General features: G+C 57.7%; 23 protein-coding genes. 11 read left to right on the plus strand and 12 right to left on the minus strand.

The genetic code is table 11. The annotated features are described in order from the left end of the window. Window positions 1-91: 91 nt before the first annotated feature. The 3 genes from DVH23_RS19800 to DVH23_RS19810 are packed head-to-tail and all read left to right on the plus strand — an operon-like array spanning window position 92 to window position 2,061. On the plus strand, window positions 92-817 hold the full coding sequence (locus tag DVH23_RS19800) for an SCO family protein (protein ID WP_114579118.1): 726 nt from the start codon (window positions 92-94) through the stop codon (window positions 815-817). Further along, window positions 818-1,399, plus strand: coding sequence for a TlpA family protein disulfide reductase (locus DVH23_RS19805; RefSeq protein WP_114579119.1), 582 nt, complete (start codon window positions 818-820; stop codon window positions 1,397-1,399). Further along, entirely contained in the window at window positions 1,396-2,061 is a 666-nt protein-coding gene (locus DVH23_RS19810; protein ID WP_114579120.1) for a cytochrome c biogenesis protein CcdA, read from the plus strand. The genes DVH23_RS19805 and DVH23_RS19810 overlap by 4 nt, the downstream gene beginning before the upstream one ends. On the opposite strand, the gene DVH23_RS19815 is transcribed toward DVH23_RS19810, so the two are convergent. The 8 genes from DVH23_RS19815 to DVH23_RS24405 all read right to left on the minus strand — a co-directional run bounded on the left by DVH23_RS19815 (window position 2,062) and on the right by DVH23_RS24405 (window position 10,779). Next, entirely contained in the window at window positions 2,062-2,985 is a 924-nt protein-coding gene (locus DVH23_RS19815; protein ID WP_114579121.1) for a sulfite exporter TauE/SafE family protein, read from the minus strand. Between the two features lie 328 nt (window positions 2,986-3,313). After that, the gene (locus tag DVH23_RS19820) at window positions 3,314-5,107 is read right to left on the minus strand and encodes a carbamoyltransferase C-terminal domain-containing protein (RefSeq protein WP_114579122.1); all 1,794 of its coding nucleotides are present in this window, start codon (window positions 5,105-5,107) and stop codon (window positions 3,314-3,316) included. Between the two features lie 105 nt (window positions 5,108-5,212). Continuing rightward, window positions 5,213-6,694: a dihydrolipoyl dehydrogenase gene (locus DVH23_RS19825; RefSeq protein WP_114579123.1), complete on the minus strand. Its 1,482-nt coding sequence runs from the start codon at window positions 6,692-6,694 to the stop codon at window positions 5,213-5,215. A 63-nt stretch (window positions 6,695-6,757) separates the two neighbouring features. Then, window positions 6,758-7,663: a ZIP family metal transporter gene (locus DVH23_RS19830; protein WP_114579124.1), complete on the minus strand. Its 906-nt coding sequence runs from the start codon at window positions 7,661-7,663 to the stop codon at window positions 6,758-6,760. Window positions 7,664-7,771: 108 nt separating this feature from the next. Beyond that, the gene (locus DVH23_RS19835) at window positions 7,772-8,896 is read right to left on the minus strand and encodes an MBL fold metallo-hydrolase (protein ID WP_114579125.1); all 1,125 of its coding nucleotides are present in this window, start codon (window positions 8,894-8,896) and stop codon (window positions 7,772-7,774) included. A 186-nt stretch (window positions 8,897-9,082) separates the two neighbouring features. After that, on the minus strand, window positions 9,083-9,490 hold the full coding sequence (locus DVH23_RS19840) for a helix-turn-helix domain-containing protein (RefSeq protein ID WP_114579126.1): 408 nt from the start codon (window positions 9,488-9,490) through the stop codon (window positions 9,083-9,085). Between the two features lie 102 nt (window positions 9,491-9,592). Continuing rightward, window positions 9,593-10,633 carry a sulfite exporter TauE/SafE family protein gene (locus tag DVH23_RS19845; protein ID WP_114579127.1) on the minus strand — a complete coding sequence of 347 codons (1,041 nt, stop codon included), beginning with the start codon at window positions 10,631-10,633 and terminating at the stop codon, window positions 9,593-9,595. Further along, the gene (locus tag DVH23_RS24405; RefSeq protein ID WP_198668022.1) at window positions 10,633-10,779 is read right to left on the minus strand and encodes a hypothetical protein; all 147 of its coding nucleotides are present in this window, start codon (window positions 10,777-10,779) and stop codon (window positions 10,633-10,635) included. Before DVH23_RS24405 ends, DVH23_RS19845 begins: the two co-directional genes overlap by 1 nt. A gap of 356 nt (window positions 10,780-11,135) precedes the next feature. Here DVH23_RS24405 and DVH23_RS19850 point away from each other — a divergent pair, with 356 nt between their 5' ends. The 3 genes from DVH23_RS19850 (at window position 11,136) to DVH23_RS19860 (ending at window position 13,110) form a co-directional block, all read left to right on the plus strand. After that, window positions 11,136-11,981, plus strand: coding sequence for a universal stress protein (locus tag DVH23_RS19850; RefSeq protein ID WP_114579128.1), 846 nt, complete (start codon window positions 11,136-11,138; stop codon window positions 11,979-11,981). Between the two features lie 343 nt (window positions 11,982-12,324). Beyond that, on the plus strand, window positions 12,325-12,678 hold the full coding sequence (locus DVH23_RS19855) for an SHOCT domain-containing protein (protein ID WP_114579129.1): 354 nt from the start codon (window positions 12,325-12,327) through the stop codon (window positions 12,676-12,678). An 87-nt stretch (window positions 12,679-12,765) separates the two neighbouring features. Continuing rightward, the gene (locus DVH23_RS19860; RefSeq protein ID WP_114579130.1) at window positions 12,766-13,110 is read left to right on the plus strand and encodes a thiol-disulfide oxidoreductase DCC family protein; all 345 of its coding nucleotides are present in this window, start codon (window positions 12,766-12,768) and stop codon (window positions 13,108-13,110) included. A 94-nt stretch (window positions 13,111-13,204) separates the two neighbouring features. Here the strand turns inward: DVH23_RS19860 and DVH23_RS19865 are convergent, their stop codons facing one another. From DVH23_RS19865 to DVH23_RS19880, 4 genes are read right to left on the minus strand one after another with little or no spacing between them, the layout of a single operon-like run. After that, complete coding sequence (locus tag DVH23_RS19865) at window positions 13,205-14,377, minus strand: inorganic phosphate transporter (protein ID WP_114579131.1); 1,173 nt, start codon at window positions 14,375-14,377, stop codon at window positions 13,205-13,207. 45 nt (window positions 14,378-14,422) lie between these two features. After that, a complete protein-coding gene (locus DVH23_RS19870; RefSeq protein WP_114579132.1) occupies window positions 14,423-14,884 on the minus strand; it encodes a YeeE/YedE family protein in 462 nt (153 codons plus the stop codon). Between the two features lies 1 nt (window position 14,885). Further along, on the minus strand, window positions 14,886-15,353 hold the full coding sequence (locus DVH23_RS19875) for a YeeE/YedE family protein (RefSeq protein ID WP_198668023.1): 468 nt from the start codon (window positions 15,351-15,353) through the stop codon (window positions 14,886-14,888). 41 nt (window positions 15,354-15,394) lie between these two features. Next, on the minus strand, window positions 15,395-16,588 hold the full coding sequence (locus DVH23_RS19880) for an MBL fold metallo-hydrolase (protein ID WP_114579134.1): 1,194 nt from the start codon (window positions 16,586-16,588) through the stop codon (window positions 15,395-15,397). A 240-nt stretch (window positions 16,589-16,828) separates the two neighbouring features. Here DVH23_RS19880 and DVH23_RS19885 point away from each other — a divergent pair, with 240 nt between their 5' ends. From DVH23_RS19885 to DVH23_RS19905, 5 genes are all read left to right on the plus strand, one after another. After that, window positions 16,829-17,077: a sulfurtransferase TusA family protein gene (locus DVH23_RS19885; protein WP_114579135.1), complete on the plus strand. Its 249-nt coding sequence runs from the start codon at window positions 16,829-16,831 to the stop codon at window positions 17,075-17,077. Continuing rightward, window positions 17,074-17,685 (plus strand): DsrE/DsrF/DrsH-like family protein, encoded by a 612-nt coding sequence (locus DVH23_RS19890; RefSeq protein WP_114579136.1) that lies wholly within the window; start codon window positions 17,074-17,076, stop codon window positions 17,683-17,685. Before DVH23_RS19885 ends, DVH23_RS19890 begins: the two co-directional genes overlap by 4 nt. Then, window positions 17,685-17,948, plus strand: coding sequence for a HalOD1 output domain-containing protein (locus tag DVH23_RS19895; RefSeq protein WP_114579137.1), 264 nt, complete (start codon window positions 17,685-17,687; stop codon window positions 17,946-17,948). Before DVH23_RS19890 ends, DVH23_RS19895 begins: the two co-directional genes overlap by 1 nt. A gap of 29 nt (window positions 17,949-17,977) precedes the next feature. Next, window positions 17,978-19,246: an MFS transporter gene (locus tag DVH23_RS19900; protein ID WP_114579138.1), complete on the plus strand. Its 1,269-nt coding sequence runs from the start codon at window positions 17,978-17,980 to the stop codon at window positions 19,244-19,246. Between the two features lie 387 nt (window positions 19,247-19,633). Further along, complete coding sequence (locus tag DVH23_RS19905) at window positions 19,634-19,825, plus strand: hypothetical protein (RefSeq protein WP_114579139.1); 192 nt, start codon at window positions 19,634-19,636, stop codon at window positions 19,823-19,825. Window positions 19,826-20,400 lie beyond the last annotated feature (575 nt).

Here is a 20,400-nt window from a genome sequence, read left to right on the forward strand (position 1 = left end):
TTGATACAATGTTTCATATGACGCGGGTGTGAATTTTCTGATTCGGGGAATCGCCAGTTGGGATTTATGATTTACGCCGAAACGTCGTTGTATGAACCGGCGTCTCTACCTTCGATCGATCGCTACCTCGAGTGTTGCTGGCACTGCAGGATGCTTAGAGTCTCTCCCAATCGGAAGAGGGGGTCAAGCAGATACCAGTGGGAATACTGACCAAGAACAGGCAGAAGGAGTGGCTCTCGGACCACCGGAGCAGGATCTCAGTGAAGCATCGCATCCGAGTTACGGTAACGAATTGCCGACCGTGAATCTCCCTGATCCGCTGACTGGTGAGACCATCTCGACTAACCAGTACGAAAGTGAGCGGACCGTCCTGATAACGTTTTTTTATACGTCATGCCCCGACGGTGTGTGTCCCGCCCTCCTCCTACGATTACGACGAGCGCAGGAAGTCGCAGCTGAAAATGGGTATAGTAATGATGTTACGTTCCTCGCAATGACATTCGATCCTGAACGCGACACTGAAGACGTGTTGCTGACGTATGCCGCCGAACAGGGTATCGATCTTGACGCTGGAAACTGGCACTTCTTACGACCAGAGCAGTATAAGACTGGACACGAGATTGTTACTGAGAAATTCGGGCTCCCGCTCGAGAAACGAGAGGCTGAGGAGTATGAGAACCTCGATTACATGTTCCCCCATTTCGCTTATATTTTCCTCGTCAACGAGCGCGGACTCATTGAACGAGTGTACCCGAACGGGGCGACTATTGAAACCTCACAAGTCGTCGAAGACTTCGAAACAGTGGTGACGGAATAGATGCAGCGACGCGAGGTACTCGCCGGTGTCGGCAGTGTGGGTGTTCTTGGGGGTGCAGGAATGGCGGCGATTTGGGGACTACCGTCATCCGCAGGCGATCGTAATGCTTCGGGGAACCCGGTCGAGACGAATTCAGCGACCCCTGATCAGATTACCATAGAAACAGTCGATGCGCCAGGAAGCGAAGCTGGCGAACTCCGCGTCCCAGCCGTTGACCAACCGACGTTCATCGATTTCTTCGGCACGTGGTGTCCACCCTGTATCGAGCAGATGCCTGCACTCGCTGCGGCTCACGAGCGTATCGGTTCCGAGGTATTGTTTCTCTCAGTTACGAACGAGGCAGTCGGCTCAGCTGTGACTGAGGACGAACTCGTCGAGTGGTGGGACAAACATGGCGGTAACTGGCTACTCGGTCTAGATCCGACGGCCGAACTGACTGCACGGTATCTTGCCGGAGGCTATCCCTCTGCCGTCGTGATTAGTCCGGACGGGCAAGTTCAGTGGTCCGATTCAGGCGTGAAATCCACAGATGAACTCATAATGGGAATTGAACAAGCCCTCGTGACAGGAGCGAACGCGTGATTGAGACCGTCCCGTTGTCAACAGTTGGATTTGCGCTGACTGCCGGGATTGCGACCTTCTTCAGTCCCTGTGCGTATCCACTGTTACCGGGATATGTGGGGTTCTACGTGAGCCGAACTGATGGTGACGAGGCATCGCTTAGGGGGGCAACGGTTCGGGGTGTCATCGCCGGGATCGGTGTTCTGGGAACGCTCACAGTCCTCCTCGGGTTGACGTTTTGGCTCGGCCAATCGTTAATGGCACAGCTCACGATCTTCGAGGTTCTTGTCGGCGTGTTATTGGTCGTCTTCGGGGTGCTTGTGCTCGGAGATCGCGCTCCCTCGCTTTCAGTCCCGCTCCCTAAGCGTCGCTCAAGCATACTGGGATTTGGTATCTTCGGTGGAGGATACGCGCTTGCAGGAGCGGGTTGCGTTGCACCGATCTTTCTCGCTGTAGTCGCTCGTGCGTTGTCACTACCGTTCAACGTAGCAATACTTGTCTTAGCCACATATGTTGGGATTGTGTCAATATTGATGATTTCGGTAACGGTTGCGACTGGGATGGGACTAGTTGCGAACGCAGGCCGACTGGCAGTGTATTCAGGACACTTAAAGCGACTCGCGGGCGCCGTGATGATCGTTGCAGGAACTGGACAACTCTATTTAGCAGTTGTCATTTACTAATCAAAAGAACAGCACTGGCACGGTATTTCGGAAGATATTAATCGAAATGACGAACAGAAGCCCAACCACGAACCAGTTGAACTTCTGTTCGTCGAATTCGAGGCGTCGCAGATACGTACCCACTAGAAGACCGACGACGGTTACGATAGCGATCATTGAGCCGAGCCAGAGTCGGTAAGTCGTCAGCAGGTCGGTGAACAGCGCCATTTGGATGATCCGAACCGTGAAAATCGTTCCAAGTACCATTGCCAGCCCACCAATGTACCGTTCGGCGTCTCGTTCGAACGTGTGAAAGTATGCTGGTAGTAACGGACCGAGATTTGCGAGGGCGAGCAAAAATCCCTGCAGGAGCCCAGCCGTGCCAAGAGCGAACGGATGGTGGGCTTCCTCAACCGTAACAAAATTTTGCGCGACTTGAAAGACGACATATCCGATGAGGATGAGTCCGATTACGAACGGAATGAGCGGTCCCGCACTGAACGTCGCTAACGCTGTGACGCCGATAACAGTTCCAATGACCGCGAGCACGAGTAGTATCCATTCCTCGCGAACGAACGACCATCCAGTTCCGGTTTCGGCGATCTGGAACATGTTGAGCATCCACGGTGGGATAGCCAGGACGACAACAGCGACGGTTGGATCGATCACTGACGCAACGATCGGCGTCATGATCAACGAGTATCCAAAGCCAGTCATTCCCTTGACAGCGCCGGCAACGATCGCAACTAGGACCAGTGCCCCAAGCAGCCCGATCGAAAGATCAGACTGGAGGCCCTGTCCAATGTTCTCTGACCCTGGAAAGAAGACAATCGAGGCGACGACGACGGCTAGTGTCGCGCCGACCATCGTGAGTTCCCGATATCGGAACTCGAGGAGGTTCGTGAGGAACTGTTCGATATCGACCGTGGGTTCGGGGCCACTCATGTGAGTTTGAAGGCGAAAGGGGAACGGCGTGGACCGCCGTTTCGACGATAATCGTGATCCAAACGTATTGCACTGTGTGACTCGGCGAGACTTATCCCGTCTTGAGTCACCGATAATTCGGAAGGACGTGGATTTAGAGGCGTCCGTATCCGTCTGGGGGAGTTTTCTCTTAAAGCCGTTCGTCGTAGATAGCGGCCTTAATATCCTGAATTTCCACGTACTGGTTGCTGTTGGAGCAATTCAATAACTCGGACACGGGTTGTGCTGGATCGATCGCCTGACGGTGAATCCCAGTTGGGTTATGAGCGGTTGTACACAGGAACCGCTATCAATTCGGTACCGGATTCGGGTTCTCGGTTCCTTCTTTCGAGAGTATCGATAGTTTCTGATGCCGGTCAGATTTCGTCTCCTGCTTTTCGATGACGAGGTCCTCAAGAACGAGGACATCGAGTCCCATCCCGTAGAAGTCCTTGATAGCCTGCGTGGGCGTCCGGACGATTGGTTCGCCGTGATCATTGAACGACGTATTGAGTATGACCGGCACGCCAGTGATATCAGCGAACTCAGAGATGAGCCGGTGATATCGCGGATGTTGATCCGCATTGACGGTTTGGGGACGCGTCGACCCATCTGCAGGGTGTAAGACGGCCTCAATCTCGTCGGCCTTCTCCGGGCGAACGTCGTACGCGTCGATCATAAACGGTGCTTGGCCGCCGTCGATCAGGTACTCCTCAGCGGTCGATTCGAGCATCGACGGGGCAAATGGACGCCACTCCTCGCGGTGTTTGACGAACTGATTTACGCGGTCGCGAGATGTGACGGTTCGGGGATCGGCGAGGATGCTCCTCGCACCGAGAGCTCGCGGGCCCATTTCCATCCGTCCCTGAAACCAACCAACGAGATTGCCGTCAGCGAGTCGTTCGGCAACGTACCGTTCGAGATCACCCGGTTTTCCGTACTCGAGTTTGTTCGTCTCAAGGAGGGTCCGAATCTCGTCGGTCTCGTATTTGGGACCAAGATAGACGTCGGTCTGGCGATCAACGTCACCCGGACGCTGCTGTGCCCACCCGGCCCCCAATGCGAGCCCTGCATCGTGAGCGACCGGCTGAACGAAAACCTCATCGACGATCGGTGATTCCCGGAGACATTTGTTTAATTTACAGTTGAGTGCAACCCCACCAGCGATTGCAACGTTCGCTGTTCTACACTGTTTCACGGCCGTTTCTATGAGTTCTACGACAGTCTCCTCAAGCAACTTCTGAGCAGTGTGCGCCAGATCCATTTCCCACTGATCAAACTCTCCAGGAGTCTCTGTTCGTGGACGGTCAAAGGCGTCCTCGAACAACTTGACACCGTGCCCGGTTCCCCATCGTTTCGTGAGCGCGGTAACATCGTAGTCGGCCCCCGTGTCGATCAGATCACGCAGGACACCCTCGATCTCTGGGTTGTCCTCACCGTAAGGTGCCAGCCCCATTACCTTCCCCTCGCCATTGAACATCCGGTAGCCCAGATACTCCGTCACGATCGCGAAAAAGAGACCCAAACTGTTCGGGTGTTCGTACGTTTTGACCCGGGTCAAGCCGTCCCCGTCGCCATGCCAGACGACCGTCGAGTCGTACTCCCCTTTCGCGTCGATCGTGAGGACGATACCGTCGTCGAATCCGGACGGATGGAACGCACTCGCTGCATGACAACGGTGGTGAGGAACGGTTTCAATCGGAGGAACCGGTGTGTTGATCGACTCGAGACGGTTTTGGATTTCGCGTGTCGGGAGAAACCGACTCCGAACCTGCGTGATGAGCGCTCGCTCAAGTGCAGAGAGTTTTCGCTCGAATCCAGGCGCTCGGATCGCGTCGAGAGCGTAATGAGAGGCGATTTTGCTCCGAAGTTGCGGGTCGTACGGGAGGAGAATTCGATCGATGTCTGAAAGCGTCAAATCACGATAGTCGATACACGCCCGAATCGCTCTCTCAGGGAAGGTAGCTGTCGCATGTTTCTGCCGTGTATATCGTTCTTCCTCAACGCCGAAAACAGGCGTGTCGTTCTCAAAAAGGACAGCGCTTGGATCATGCTGGCCGTAGAGCCCGATTGCAGGTTTGAACGCGAGATGATATTTCGTCATGGCTCGGGAGGTACTGTCCCAAATTCAGTATGAAAGCGACAAAGCGCCACCGACGATTTGCTGGGTCAGCAAATCGTCGGTTAGAGAGTCATGGAGAATACAGGCTCATTCGGGATCATGATGATCGTGTTCGTGTTCGTGGTGGTGATTATGTTCATGTGCGTCCGCTCCGTGACGGGTAAACTGACCCGAAAACGCTCGGTCGACTACCTCCGACAGCGCAGGATGGACGTGGACTGACTCGCGGATATCCCACACGGTCCCTGTACCCGCGTTCATCGCAACGACAACCTCCTCGATCAGGGTTGATGCATCGGGCCCAACGATGTGACAGCCGAGGATCTCTCCGTCTGGTTCGATGAGAACCTTCACGAACCCATCCGCTTTCATCGCCTTGCCACGGGCCGTATCCTCGTATCGATACGTTGCCGTTGCATACTCCCGTTCCGTGTCATGAAGTTCCTGTTCGCGTGCGCCGACGCCAGCTACCTCTGGCGATCCGAAGACAACGAAGGGCATCGCCGTGTAATCGACCGGCTCAAGGTCGTCGCCGAGCATGTTTCGGATGACGGTTCGGGCCTCGTAATTCGCATTGTGTTTCAGCAGGTATTCCCCAACGATGTCCCCCAGTGCCCAGATCCCGTCGGCCGTGGTACGTAGATATTCGTCCGTTTTGACGAACCCGAGTTCGTCGGTCTCGACCCCCGTCCCCTCGAGGTCCAGCCGGTCGGAGTTTGGGCGTCTACCCGCTGCGATGAGAAGAGTGTCGCCGGTCACAGTCACGTTTTCCCGATCGGATGAGTCATCAAACGCCGGCGGGTACGGTCGGGCCTCGACGATCACCTCGCCGCCTGATTCGTCGGCAGTAACGGCTTCGTAGCCCGTATGAACCTCGAACCGGTCGGCGTAGCGTTCGGTGAACGCGGCAGCGACCTCCTCGTCAGCCGCCGGGAGGAGATGGCGACGACGACCGACGATCGAAACGTCGCTACCGAACGTCCCGAAGAAGTGTGCGAGTTCGGCCGCGACGTACCCCCCGCCGACGATCACGAGATCGTCCGGCGGTGTTTCCAACTGGAGCGCCTCCCTGCTGGTGAGGTAGTCGACGGTCTCGATGCCGTCGATCGGCGGGATCGCCGGCCGTGTTCCCGCTGCCACGAGAACAGTATCGGCCCGGGCGCGTTTGCCAGCGTCGTGTCCGTCGGTGATCTTGACCGTTCGATCATCGATGAACCGACCTTCACCTTCGAACAGTGTATGCTGATCCGACGTTTTGACACCGTTTCGGATCGAGTTGGAACTGCTCGACACCTCCTCGTTTACCTCGCGGACAATGTCGGAAAAGTCGACGTCGGTCACATCGGCGTGGATGCCGAACTCGTCAGCGCGGTCGACGGTCGTCATCACCTCGGCGTGGTACAGCAGTTGTTTCGAGGGAATGCAGCCGCGATTGAGACACGTACCCCCGAGTGGGTCTTTCTCGACGACCGCGACCGACTGCCCGCGGTTCGCGAGGGTGCTTGCCACGTCAAGCCCCGATCCCGAACCGACAACGAGAAAGTCGAACTCCCGGATTTCTGTGTCCATGCTCCGACTGACGACGGCCAGCCGATTATATTCACACGTCGACCGATCCGCCGACGGTGCGGTTCAAATCACTAGGACGGGCAACATCGCGACGGCGCCCGCAGTGAATCCGACGAGGAGTTCATTGCGACCATGGTTCGGCAATTGCGCACCGGTGGAAAGCGCCTCGGGGATGAACTCTGTTGCGACCAAATATACCATCGCGCCGGCGGCGAAGCCGAAGCCGAAGGGGAGGAACGTCTCGGCCCATGAGACGAACACGAACGCGATGACCGCGCCGACAGGCTGGGGCAAACTCGAAAAGACGGCCGCGCCGACCATTCGCCAGTTCGAGAGCCCCATCGCCCGCATCGGAATAGCAATCGCAGTCCCCTCCGGGATGTTGTGAATTGAGATGGCGACCGTCATGAACACCGCGAGCAGCGGGATCGAGAACCCCAGTATCGAGAGACCCCCTTCGAAACCGAGTTCGGCGAACGAGACGCCGACCGCGACTCCCTCGGGGAAACTGTGGACCGTGAGGATGCCCAAGATGAGGACGAGTTTCTTCAGGTCCCCATCGGCGAAGGCCACCGCTTCAAGGGGCGGTCCGTCATCGTCATGGCCGCTACCGTTCGGTCGCGCTTTCCCCTCCCCCTTATCATGTCCATCAATGCGATCGTGCTCGACGCTCTCACCGAGATCGACGTTTCCAAGCACGCGATCGGAGATTTCGACCAGCGCCACACCAGCGAGAAGTCCACCAATCAGTAGCGTCGGGACTCCACCCGAGGCGTACGCCAGTCCCTCGTCGATGAGGCCGAACACCGATACCGTCACCATGATTCCCGAAGCGATCCCCCACAGACCCACGTTCCACCGGTCGCTGAAATCCTCGACGAAGAAGAACGGCACTGCGCCCAATCCCGTCGCTAGCGCAGTGAGCAATCCCGCGACGAACACGATGACGAGATTCTCCGCGAGTGCCATATTCGGTGTATGAGAGATAGAGCAAAAAATACTTCCAGGAATACAAATATAATTCGTCTTACCTAAACCAGTGATTAGGAGCAGTGAGGGATGTTACTGATGACATCATCAGTTTGCGGCGCAGTTGTTCGGGCCGAGTTCGAGGGACTCGACGTCACCGCCGGGCTGCTCTTTCCCCCAATTGATCTGTTTGATCTCGTTGTAGTTGGCCGGTTCGTCGGCGAGACTTTCGACAATGGTCTCGACGAACGCCTCCTCGTCGTCCTCGGCGACGTAACTCAGGAGTTCGTTGGTCGTCTCCTCGCGGAGGTCTCCAAGTGCGGTTGCAAGCGGACGAATCGATTCGTCACTGAAGTGGCCAGGAAGCACCACGATTTCGTCATCGAGGTCCGTCAGTGTGTCCAGACTGTCGAACAGTTGACTCGCGGCGGTCCGAATGGCTTCCTCCGAACCGTCCTCGAGATCGGGACGGCCAACACTACGGAGGAACAGCGTATCGCCCGAAAGGAGTGCGTCTCCGAACAGGAAGGAGACGCTTCCGGGCGTGTGTCCCGGCGTATGGAATACTTCAAGCTCGCGCTCTCCGACGGCGATCGACTCGCCGTCGGCGAATGCTGTGATGTGCTCAAGTTCCCCAGCATCATCTTCGTGGAGGTAGTAGGGAACGTCGAGTTCACCGGCGAGTCGGCGGGCGCCCGAGACGTGGTCGGCGTGGGCGTGAGTATCCGCGACACCGACGATATCGAGGTCCCGCTCGTCGGCTGCGTTCAAATACTGGTCGACGTACTGGCTTGGGTCGACGACGATGGCTTCGTCGCCGTCATAAACGAGGTACGAGACACAGCCCGTTCCGGGGCGAACGATCTGGACGACGCCCTCGACACCTTCGATGCCGTACTGTTGATGGACGCGACCCCAGCCGTTCATGCCGTCATCAATCGTTCTCGCGTCGAACCCGTGGTCGCGGAGGAACTCCGCAGCCCGCGCGGATGTAATACCAGCGACACAGATGACTGCGATTTCCGTGTCCATCGGAAGGTCGTCCAGATGCTCTTCAAGCGTTGAGAAGTCGTGCTCAAGGAGCTCGTCGTAAATCGGGAGGTTCGTACTCCCCTCGATTCGCCATTCCTCGTAGTCATCCTCGTTTCTGACGTCAAGGATGAAGAGATCGTCTGCATCGTCCTCATCGATACGCTGTGCCACCTCTGCAGGATCAAGTTTAGTATTGCTCATTACACCCAATTCTATGGGATAGCACGTATTAAATCCGTTGGTAAGTGGCCGTTTGATGTCACAAAGACTGTGGAAAGAACACACTTAACGATCACCACCATCACGCACAGTCGTTCTAAAACGAATCCAAAGGGGCAGAGAAACGAGTTCTACTGAGGCTGTACCGGTGAAACTACTGGACGCTCCCTATCCCTGGGCGGGAACTTCGGTATCGGTGTCGGCCTGGTCGTACTTGTCCTCGAACTCCTGAATAAGCTGGCCCATCTTCGCGTACCAGTCATTGAGCATCCGCTGCATGTCGTTCGCAACCTGATCCGGGTCCGTCGGGGAGTAGACGTGGTAGTAGCCGCCTTGCTCGTAGTTGATCTGTTCTTTCTGGATGAACCCACTCTGGAGCAGTCGCTGGATCGACCGATACGCAGTCGAGCGCTCGCGGTCGACCCGGTCAGCGACCTCGTCGATTGTCAGCGCTTCCTCGCTCTCAACCAGCACGCGAAAACAGTCCTTGTCGAGTTGCTTGAGCCCGTGGATACACTCCAGCAACCCCTCACACTCCATGTCTTGCTGTAGTTGCTCCGCCATCGAGTTTGCCATTGTACTGTTTGAGTATAGGAATCGTGCCGGTATAAGGGTTGTGTGAATATTGCGCAATCTCGATATGCTCGGTCAAAACCGGGCGACCCCCCAATTGCAGGATCAGTCCACTGACGTCGCGGGTACACTGGTTTGTGCCCGCATCGTTGCGACGGTGCTATAGATCACGGCGCCGCCGACTGCGAACGCTGAGATCAAGATCAGGGCGAAACCGACCGTTGTGAACGCCTCGATCCCGAGGTAGTCGCCGGCCTGCTGGAACGCTACGGCAACCGATCCGCCCAGGAGCATCAGTCCGAAGTAGATCTTGATATCATCCTCGTTGACGATATTTGTCGCCGCCGAGCCGATTCGAGCGCCGAGCGCGCTCCCCGCGAGCAACGGCGCGACAATCGAGAGATCTACTCCACCGTTGAGCCCGTAGGTGAACGCACCGAACCCGCCCGAGAAGACGATCTCGAACAAGTCGGTTCCGACTGCCACCGGAACGGGCACCCCAATGAGATAAAACAGCGCGGGCATTCGGATGAATCCGCCACCGACGCCCAGGAATCCCGATAAGAGGCCCGTTGCGAACGCAACGCCCAGAATCATCCACAGCGAGACCTGAATTCCGCCCGCGATCGTTAACATCGGTGGAATGCGGTACGACTGGATTTTCTTCGCGATATCTGGGATGTCGTCCGGGTCGATCTCGTCGTCGGCGCTATCGTGGTGGCCAGCACTGGAAGTGTCACCGCCATCATTTTTGAGTGCGTTCCGGGTGACGAACAACCCGATCGCACCAAGCAAGAGGACATAGGTGACCCCGATGACGCCGCTTGCGAGGCCGAGAGCCTCAAGCCGATAGACGAAGAGACTCCCGACCTCGATCCCAGCTGTGGTCCCAGCAATCATTAGCCCCCCAAGTTTGTAATCGACCTGACCGAGATCGTGGTGTTTCAGCGTCGCGATGACGGCAGTCCCGAAGACAAACGCCATCCCGCTGCCGACCGCGACCCGGGCAGGATACCCCATCACGAGTAACGCGGGTGTGACGAGGAACGACCCGCCCATCCCGAAGAACCCGAACAGGACGCCGACCATGAAGCCGAAGCTCACGAACAGCACGAGCGTCGTGAGTGCGATTCCAAACGGGTCCATTATGTGTGTGTGATCCGCTCAACGAGTGGCGTTGCGACCCGCTCGAGTGCACCGTATCCTACGTAGAGGACGATCGCCTCGAAGAGAACGGCGCCGACGAGCGCGGCTGCCTGTACTGCTGACGAATACGCTGCAAGGTCAATCATCGGTATGACCTCTGCCGTTCAGTTGTGTGCGTATCATGGATTCCTACTCACTATCATCTACCCGGAGAACAGGTATAACGCTTTTGGGACTACTGTACAATATTACTGCAATCTATCTCACGGCTATCCAACGGAGATATCTGAGTAAGTTATACAGATACCAAGAGTCAATAACTGCCAGTCAACTTCGCTCGGACGCGGACAACAGGACTCCCACCTGATCGGATCGAATCCGGTCACGCCTGATGGGAACCAAAACGGACGTCATCACGATCGAACGAGGTCTACACGGGGAATATCTCGTTCGAGTATTGGTTCACCCCAACAATATTATGCGAACGACACCTACGGAAGGTATGAAAGCAATCTGTGCGACCGACCTCTCCGCCGCCAGCGAGGCGATGATCGAGAGTGAGACCTGCCTCGAGTGCCTCGGACGAATCGGCGTCGAGGAGATCCACCTCGTGACCGTGGTCCCGTCGAACGTCCACGCGGGCATGCCCGGGATAGACTTCGAGGAACGGCGTGAACGGGCGCTGGCACGCTACCGCCGCGTCATCGAAGAGGCCGGCTTCGAGGTCGAATCGCACGTCGTCCGCGGCACGCCCCACCGACGAATCAACGGGGTCGCGGAGGCGGTCGGAGCGAACCTGACGATCGTTAGTTCGCGCGGGAAGAGTCCCCTCGAGAACCGCGTCATCGGTTCGACCGCGCGGAACCTTGCGCGGACGACGGTCGTCCCGTTGCTCGTCAACCGGATCGAACGTGGGACGGACGATCCAGACGTGGTCCGAGAACACCTGTTCCAGCGGGTGCTCTACGCGACGGACTTTTCAGAGAATGCTGAGCGGGCGTTCGAGGCGTTCTCGTATCTCCGTCACGCGACCCGGGAGGCGACGCTGGTCCACGTCGAGACGCCGAAGGACCCGTCGCTGTCGGACGGCACTGATCCCGACGTGCGACTCGCGGAGCTGGCAGCCCGACTCGAGGAGTGGGGAATCGAGACGCAAACCGAGATCCGAAGCGGCGATCCAGCGGGTGAGATTCTCGCCGCGGAGGTAGAGTACGATCCAACGACGATTCTCCTCGGATCGCGCGGTCATAGCCGACTCCGCCGACTGTTACTCGGCAGCGTCTCCGAAGACATCGTCGCCCGGGCGAACGGGAACGTCATGCTTATTCCACCAGACAGAACGGCCTGAACGAAGCGACAAACGAAATCGCTTACCGGAACGCACAGACGGGCATCAAGCGCTCCTTCAAGAGGCTCTCCAGGGATTTGTCGAACTGGAAGACGGCCCATCCTTCTCGCCCGTCCTCCGCCCCCTTCCGTGAAGCAGGATTTCAACCGCGTCAGACGACGAATTCGAGTCCGTCTCCGTTAATGAAAGGTATGACGGCGACTGCTGTACGGCCTCATTGGTCCCGACGCTCAAGCGTAGCCGTCGGCAGAATTGAATGATCCACATGATGCAGACGGATGCCATTTCCCACTAACCAGTATTCATCGTTTCGTTCAATACTCTGGCAATCGAAGGACGACATATGGCAGTCGACGAGTCACTGATTCGGGGGTTATTGATCGTTATCGCCGCTATCCTGCTCCTTCCAGTGCTTATGATAGCGCTCGCGATGCCTCTGATGGGTGTCTGGAGCGGTGGCCACATGTCTACCGGCGGGATGTGGGACCGCACTGGAGCCATGTGGATGTGGCTGTTCATGTTATTTCCATTACTGGTGGTACTCGGTCTCGGATATCTTCTGTACAGCGCGGCTCGCCAGTCCGGCCGCCAACGAACGGATCATGCTCTCGCAGAGTTGAGAGCTGCCTACGTTCGCGGTGATCTCACCGACGAGGAGTTTGAGGAGCGACGTGAACGCCTGCAGAGAGAGGAGTAGCCGTCACGGGAAGACATCCATGCCCCGGTAAGCCTGGTTGTTTAGTGGTTTGAGGCCCTCATCAGTATCCACTCATTCGGCTCGAGAATGTCACCACCGACACTCGTCTACGATGACGATTGCGGCGTCTGTACCCGCGCGGCGCGGTTCGTGGACCGCCGCGCACCGATCGATATCGTCGGATTTTCGAACCTTACGGACGATCTGCGAGCACGCTTACCGGCCGACTATCAGGAGTGTGCCCACTTGGTTACCGATGAGACGATTTACTCCTGTGGCGCAGCGATGGAACGCGCCTACGAACGGACCGGTCTTCTGCCATCACAGTTTTTCCCGCTGTTTCGTCGCGTTCCGGGATACATATCCGTCCGCGAGTTCGTGTACCGTGTTGTCGCGTCGAACCGTCCGTTGATCAGCCGGCTGCTTCCGTAGCTCGTCGAGAGCGCATAGGCAACCTGCTATGCCGGTCAAGATCTGATCGAAAACGGACGACAGCCGAAGGAACCGAACGTGTCCATCCGAAGTCTCAGAGTTCCAAAAGAAGCATGGATCCGTAACCGAGGCTGAACGCAAGGACAAGCGAACCGACCCAGGCGGCGACAGTGAATCCCAGCTTCCGGGGGCTAACACCGTCCCCACCAGTAACTGCGAGCCCGCTGCCGACAATCGCGCTCACGATAATTTCGTTGAACGAGACCGGCACACCCAGCAGGACCGCAGTCTGTGCGATAAGAAACGAGGGAACGAGCGTCGAAATCGATCGGCGCGGTCCCAGCGATGCATACTCCTGAGAAATCGACTTGATCATTCGGGGCGCACTCGTCCACGAGCCGACGAGGATGCCGACGCCACCGCCGAGCAACACAACGATCGGCGACACCGTCGGTACGTCCTTGAGTAGCGGGAACAGTGGTCCGACGGCCAGCCCGACCTGACTCGCGCCCGCTGAGAACGCCACAAGTGCGCCAAGCGAAAGCAGGAATCGGCGCAGACCGCCGGCCTGGTCACGACGGATGTCCCATCGAACTACGGCCCCAGCGATGACGCCGATACTGAGCGTGAGTATAACCGTAGGGACAGCGCCACCGACGGGAAGCAGCGTTGTCCCGGTGGTAGCGAGTGTTCCACCGATCGACGAGAGAAACGAGAACTCGAGGTTCGCGACCACTATGCCGACGATCCCGGCGAGGATCGGAACGCTGAGGTCCTCGGGGACGTCGGGTCGCGGGAGGATACTAGCGATCCCGTAGGCGATGCCACCGCCCACGAACGGCGTGAGCACCCAGACTGCGCCGATTTCGGCGTACTTCCCCCAGGCAGGATCGCCACCCAGCGCGAATCCGACGCCGATGACGGACCCGGTCACCGTGAATGCGGTCGCGATCGGGTAGCCCGTGTAGATTCCGATCGCCATCAGCCCGGCGCCGATCAGCAAGACAACGATGACGCCGACGATTGGGAGGCTGATCCCCTCGACGAGCCCGGTGCCGACGGCCTCCGAGACGCTCGTACCTTGGGTTATTGCGCCGGCGAAGCCGAGAATCCCGACGAGAAACGCCGCTCGCATCGTCGAGATGGCGTTGGCGCCGACCGCCGGCGCGAACGGGGTTGCGCCGCTCGAGCCGGCGCCGATCACCCACGCCATGAACAGGCTGGCGATGGCCGCGGCGACGAACAGCAGTATCGTTGCGGGGTCCATGAGTGTACGGAAAGTTGTAGTAGCGTTCTCGAAATTCGGGAAGCGTTAGTCGGCACTCGCCGAGCCGATATCGGCTGCAGTGCGCCTGCTGCGCCACCAGCCCTGGAGGTAGGCACCAGCGAACATGCCGCCGATCGCCCAGAGGATGGTGATGTTCCCGATCCCGACGCTGGCGTAGGCCGCACCAGGGCAGATCCCCGAAAGGCCCCAGCCGACGCCGAAGATCGCGCCGCCGATCAGAACGTTCCGGTCGAACGACTTCAGTCGCCGACCGTAGACATCGCCCGTCAGCGGTGCGCTATCGCGTACACGGGGCATGACGGCGAAGGCGATGCCCGAGATAATCGCCGCACCGAACATGACGAACACTAGCCCGAAGTCGTCGAACTGGAGGAAGTCCAAGACGACCTCGGGGCGGGCCATATGACTGTAGGCCAGTCCGAATCCAAAGACCAGGCCGCCGCCGAGGATCACCGGCATGAACAGCGGATGACGGTTGCTGCTCATCTTACGGACTCACCCCCGCGACCTGGACGAGTTGTGCTGTGACGATTGCGACCGACAGGAACGTGATTACGCCAACGATCGACGTCCGCGAGGCCGATCCGACGCCACAGACGCCGTGACCGGACGTACAGCCCTTGCCGACCCGCGTGCCAATCCCAACGAGAATGCCGCCGACCAGCAACCGCCAGGGCTGGACCTCGGTCGTCCACGCTCCGCCCTGCCAGACGACCGCGTAAATCGCCCCGCCGAGGACAATCCCCAGCGTGAAGACGACTCGCCAGTCCCGCGAGCCGAGATATCGCTGGAACCGTGACTGCTCGGAGACGTACGAGAGCGTCGACTCGAGGAACGTGCTCGCACCTGCAGCGATCCCCGTCCCGAGGTAGATGATGACCGCCCCAAGACCAACGAGCAGTCCCCCGATCGCGTACCGGGAGATCCCGTTTGGAAACGGCTCGGCGGGCACCATTTGGAGGAGTTCGAGCGGTATTGCGATCTCGAGCACGATGATCAGTCACCCGCCAGCGAGTCCTGGCTGGCCGCGCAGTTGTTCGGGCCGAGCTCGAGTTCGAACGCCTCCTCGTCGTCGGTTTCCTGCTGGCCGAGATTAGTGGCGATGATCTCCTCGTAGTTGGCCGGACGAGGCGGCATGTCCGAACGGATCAACTCGGCGAACGCGTCCTCGTCCATCGAAAGTGCATCCATCTCCGCCTCGAGCTGGCTGATCGGTGCCGTGTACGTACCGTCGTCGGCAGGTTCGGCGGCGTCGCTGAAGTGAGCGCCGCCAACGAGCGTGTCATCTGGCAGGGCCAGTACACGCTCCTGCAGCGATTCGTAGAGTTGCCGCGCGGCGTCTTCCGCGCCCTCGTCGCCCTCCTCTAAGTCGGGGCGGGCGACACTCTCGACGAACAGCGTGTCCCCAGTCGCAAGCAGTGAGTCGTCGATCAGGTACGAGGTCATCCCTGAGGTATGACCGGGCGTAGAGACGGTTTCGATCATCGCGTTGCCGACTTCGAACTCGTCGCCATCCACTGCGAGAGTCATCTCATCGGCGTAGGTGACGCCGCGGTCAACTGCTGCCTCAGAGATGACGCCCGTAACGCCTTTGTCAGCGAGATCGCGGAGGCCGGAGATGTGGTCCGCGTGGATGTGCGTGTCGATCGCGTATTTCAAGTCCACATCGAGTTCTGTGGCGTCCTCGAGGTACCGATCAGTGAACGCGCCCAGCGGATCGATCACGGCCGCCTCACTGCCGTCGACGAGCAGGTAACCGAGACAGCCACTGGAGGGGCGCTGGTACTGGTAGAGCATCCCGCTCCCGTCGTAGCGTGCGACTTCGACACGCTCGTAAATGCGTGCCCAGCCGTTCATTCCGTCCTCGAGATGATCGACGTCGTAACCCCGCTCCATCAGCGTCGCGGCGACGTATTCGCTCGACCCCCCCTTTGCACAGAGAACCGTGATTTCTCGGCCGTCGGGAATCCGTGCAAGAACGTCGTCGTCAATTTCGCTGTCTAGGAACTCGAAGTACGGGATGTTGACCGACTTGACGGTCTCACCGTCGATCTTCCACTCGTCGTACTCCGATTCCATACGGGTGTCGAGGAGCATCACGTCCTCGCCCGCATCGATTTGGCCTTTCAACTCGTTTGGACTGACCGATTCGACCTCGACGTCCGGCATTGGAAGATCCATGTCGTCCATGTTGTACACGTCCCAGTACCGACTGCTGGCACTTAAGGGTTTGTGTAGTATTCCCCTGAAAGCACAATATAGAGTTGTTCAGTATTCGACAGTGATGGCTATTACGCCCATATACGCAGACTATAACGAGTCTAGCGGCACATCGACTACCCACCTGTGTGTGGTTCGCACAATAATCGTAGGTCTTTTACGTGGGGCCATGATATTGTGTGGTAGCTCCAATACGGAGCACAGTAAACAATGAGTTCGGATTACCAGATTACCGAGACGCTCGATGTGAAAGGCCAATCCTGCCCGATGCCGATCGTGAAGACCAAGCAGGCGATCGACGACCTCGAGGCCGGTGATGTTCTCGAGGTTGTCGCGACGGATTCGGGCAGCATGAGCGACATTCGAGGATGGGCTGACGGCACCGACGGCGTCGAACTCGTCGAACAGGTCGAGGACGACGATGTCTACACCCACTACGTGAAGAAAACGGAAGAATGAGCACGGACGAACCACCAGCATCGGCCGACACTGTCGACGCACCAGCCTCCGAATCCGAGGACGAAATTGACGCTGAGGAATTACAGGCGCTCCGCGAACGCGTCGAGGAGCTAGAAACATCGCTCGCGGAGACGGATGCAGGCGATGATGAGAAGAAGATGACCATCGTCGCCACCCAAGGGACGTTCGATATGGCCTACCCGCCGCTGATCCTCGCGAGCACGGCGGCGGCGTTTGGCTGGGAGGTCGTCGTCTTCCACACGTTCTGGGGGCTCGACATCGTCCACGAGGAGAAGTCGAAGGACCTCAAACTGAGCGCGGTCGGCAATCCGAACATGCCGGTCCCGAACGCGCTCGCTGCACTTCCCGGGATGGATACGATGGCCACGAAGATGATGCAGCGGCGGATCGACGACAACGGAACGGCGACGATCGAGGAACTGATCGATCTCTCGATCGAGAGCGGGGTCGACCTCCAGGCCTGCCAGATGACGATCGAACTGATGGACTACGACGAGGACGACTTCTATGACGGCGTCACGACGGGGGTCGGTGCAGCGACCGCACTCAACCACATGGCCGATTCCGACGTCCAGTTACTGGTATAATGAGAGAGTCAGAGCGGGGAATACGATCCGAGGCCGATTCGAAACCACCGAGCATGCGCGTGCTCGAGGCAATCGCCGACCGCGAAGATCGCGAGCCAGCAGAACTCGAGCCGCCGCTCTACGAGGTCGTGAGCCCGGAGGCATTAGACGATTTGTTCACGCCGGCCAGTGATGAGAACTCGTCTCGCCCAGGACGTGTGACGTTCCGGTATCGAGGCTACGACGTGACCGTCCATGCGAGCGGCGACGTCGATCTGGCGTAGGTTCAAAACTTCCGAGGACTCACCTCTCGATGAACAACACGTATACTCAAGGGATTCGTACGAACTGGCGTCAGTTCCTTCTTCAGGTGGTGACGGTCTTTGCTGTCGGGCTCACGATGGGGTCTCAGCGGAACGTCGTCCCACTCATGGGCGAGGAACTCTTCGGGATCGACTCGCTGCTGGTCATCAGTTCCTTTGTCGTGAGCTTCGGGATCGTCAAAGCCGTCCTCAATCTCTACTCGGGGAAGTGGGCTGACACCTACGGTCGGAAACCGATCTTGATTCTGGGTTGGGTTACAGCACTCCCAATTCCATTCATTCTCATGCTGGCTCCGAGCTGGTGGTGGATCGCAATCGGGAACGTGCTACTCGGGATCAATCAGGGTATTGCCTGGAGCATGAGCATGATCTCGAAAATCGAACTCGCCGGCCCGGACCAACGTGGGTTGGCAGCCGGTATCGACGAGGCCTTCGGATACACTGGAGTCGCAGCCGGTGCCTGGGTCACGGGTGTGATCGCTGCCCACTACAGCCTCCGTCCAGAGCCCTTCTACGCTCTGTTACTCGTCATCATCGTCGCTCTGTTGCTTGCGCTCGTCTTCATTGAGGAAACACTTCCATATGCTCAGGCAGAAGCAACGGCTGAATCGGATGGAGGTGCCAATCAGCCCGAAGCCGAACTCTCGTTCGGAGAAATAGTCCGGCGGGCGACCTACGGCGACCGGACACTATTCGCAGCTGCTCAAGCGGGCCATATCGAAAACTTCGTCGATACGCTCGTCTGGATCGCGTTTCCAATTTTCCTTGTTTCACACGGACTGGACGTTGCCCAGGTCGGTGTCGTCGTTGGCGTCCACAGTGCAGCATACTTCCTACAGGTGTATACGGGCCGTCTCGGTGATCGGGTCGGACGAAAGCCACCCATCGTCAGTGGGTTGTTCCTCGCTGGCGCGGGTGTGTTGGGGATGGTCCTAGTGGAGGGATACTACGCGTGGATCGTCCTCTCGGGGATTGCAGGCGTCGGAATGGCTCTCCACTATCCGAACCTTATTTCGGTCGCGAGCGATGCAGCACACCCGCTTTGGCGGTCGACTGGCTTAGGGGTCTATCGACTGTGGCGTGATCTGGGATATGCCGTTGGAGCAGTATTCATCGGCCTCACTGTCGATTTAGTACACATCGACGCCGCGTTCTACGGGACAGCCCTTGCAATAGGTCTCTCAGGGATCTACGTGCTTGTGTACATGGAAGAGACACACCCTGAACTCGGAACCCACGAGTTGCCTTCTAGCGAGTGATAGTTAATCGCTGAACCAAGGTGCTGTATCTCCTTCTGACACACGGCCTTCAGACGGCCGGTGAGTTGTTTAGCGAGGCGCGGCTCGTTCCGGCCAGCAATCACGAGTGTGAGCTCCAAGGCTCATCTACTATCGTCTTATTCCCCGTAGCTCAAGTTACTCTTCGCAGCAGAACGCCAACTGATACTGGATGATGTGTTGGCGAGTTCCTAGTGAAGAATTGCCATCGGACGGAACGCTACATGGGTCGTCTGTATGTAACGCGGATAATCAGCCGGCCTAGTTATGAAAATAATATCCCGCAAGTTAGGCTCACCTGTTTCAGTTTCCGATGGTCGAAATCATTATCCCATATCTTCACACAAGGCAGTATAGAGGCGTCCGCCAATGACAGCGACCGAAAAGAAGGACCGGGCAGCAGCTGTGTGCGAGTCCTGCGAGGAAATCGTGCCTGTTCGGATCACTCCTGATGGGCAGATTGAGCCAATCGGTTTCTCCTGTGGCTGTGGAGGGGGCGACGGAGAGTCCCTCAAAATCCTCAATGAGGAGGACACACATCTTGATGAATACGGGGAGTAGCCGGCTCATTCTATTAGCTGTGGCTGAGGAGGGTCCCGCGAATTCGACTGATGAGACTGATCTCAAGAATCACTGTGTTCAACTGGTCTAATCTTCAACGGGGACGCTTGGCTACCTGCATCCTCAAGACGGTAAACTCAGTACTTTCACAACTGCGGCACTCGCCAATACCGATTGGGATAATATCTCCCTTAGAAGTGACGTTAGCGGGATACCTCTTTCCACACCCGTCACAGGCCGTGAGCTTCCGGTCTTCATCTAATATGTGTTACATATGATTCAACTAAGATGTGATGTATGTGATTATTAGGGTTACGCTCAGACTGAGATTGTAACACTATGTATTTCCGAAGCTGGACACAATAGAATTGGACCCCAGTCTGAGTGAACTCAACTCACCGGAGCCCATTTTTTCACGGTAAGAGAAGCTGATTCTCGCGTTACATCGGGGTGCGAATAGACCACCGCAGTCAATTGATCTCACTCGGCCAATAGTACGATACACAGGCTAGACTCTCGTCTACGATTCATCAGACGTGCTCTGTCCCGGATCGACAGTAGGAAGCAATCCCGTC

It is taken from the genome of Saliphagus sp. LR7 (assembly GCF_003344565.1).
GTDB lineage: Archaea > Halobacteriota > Halobacteria > Halobacteriales > Natrialbaceae > Saliphagus > Saliphagus infecundisoli.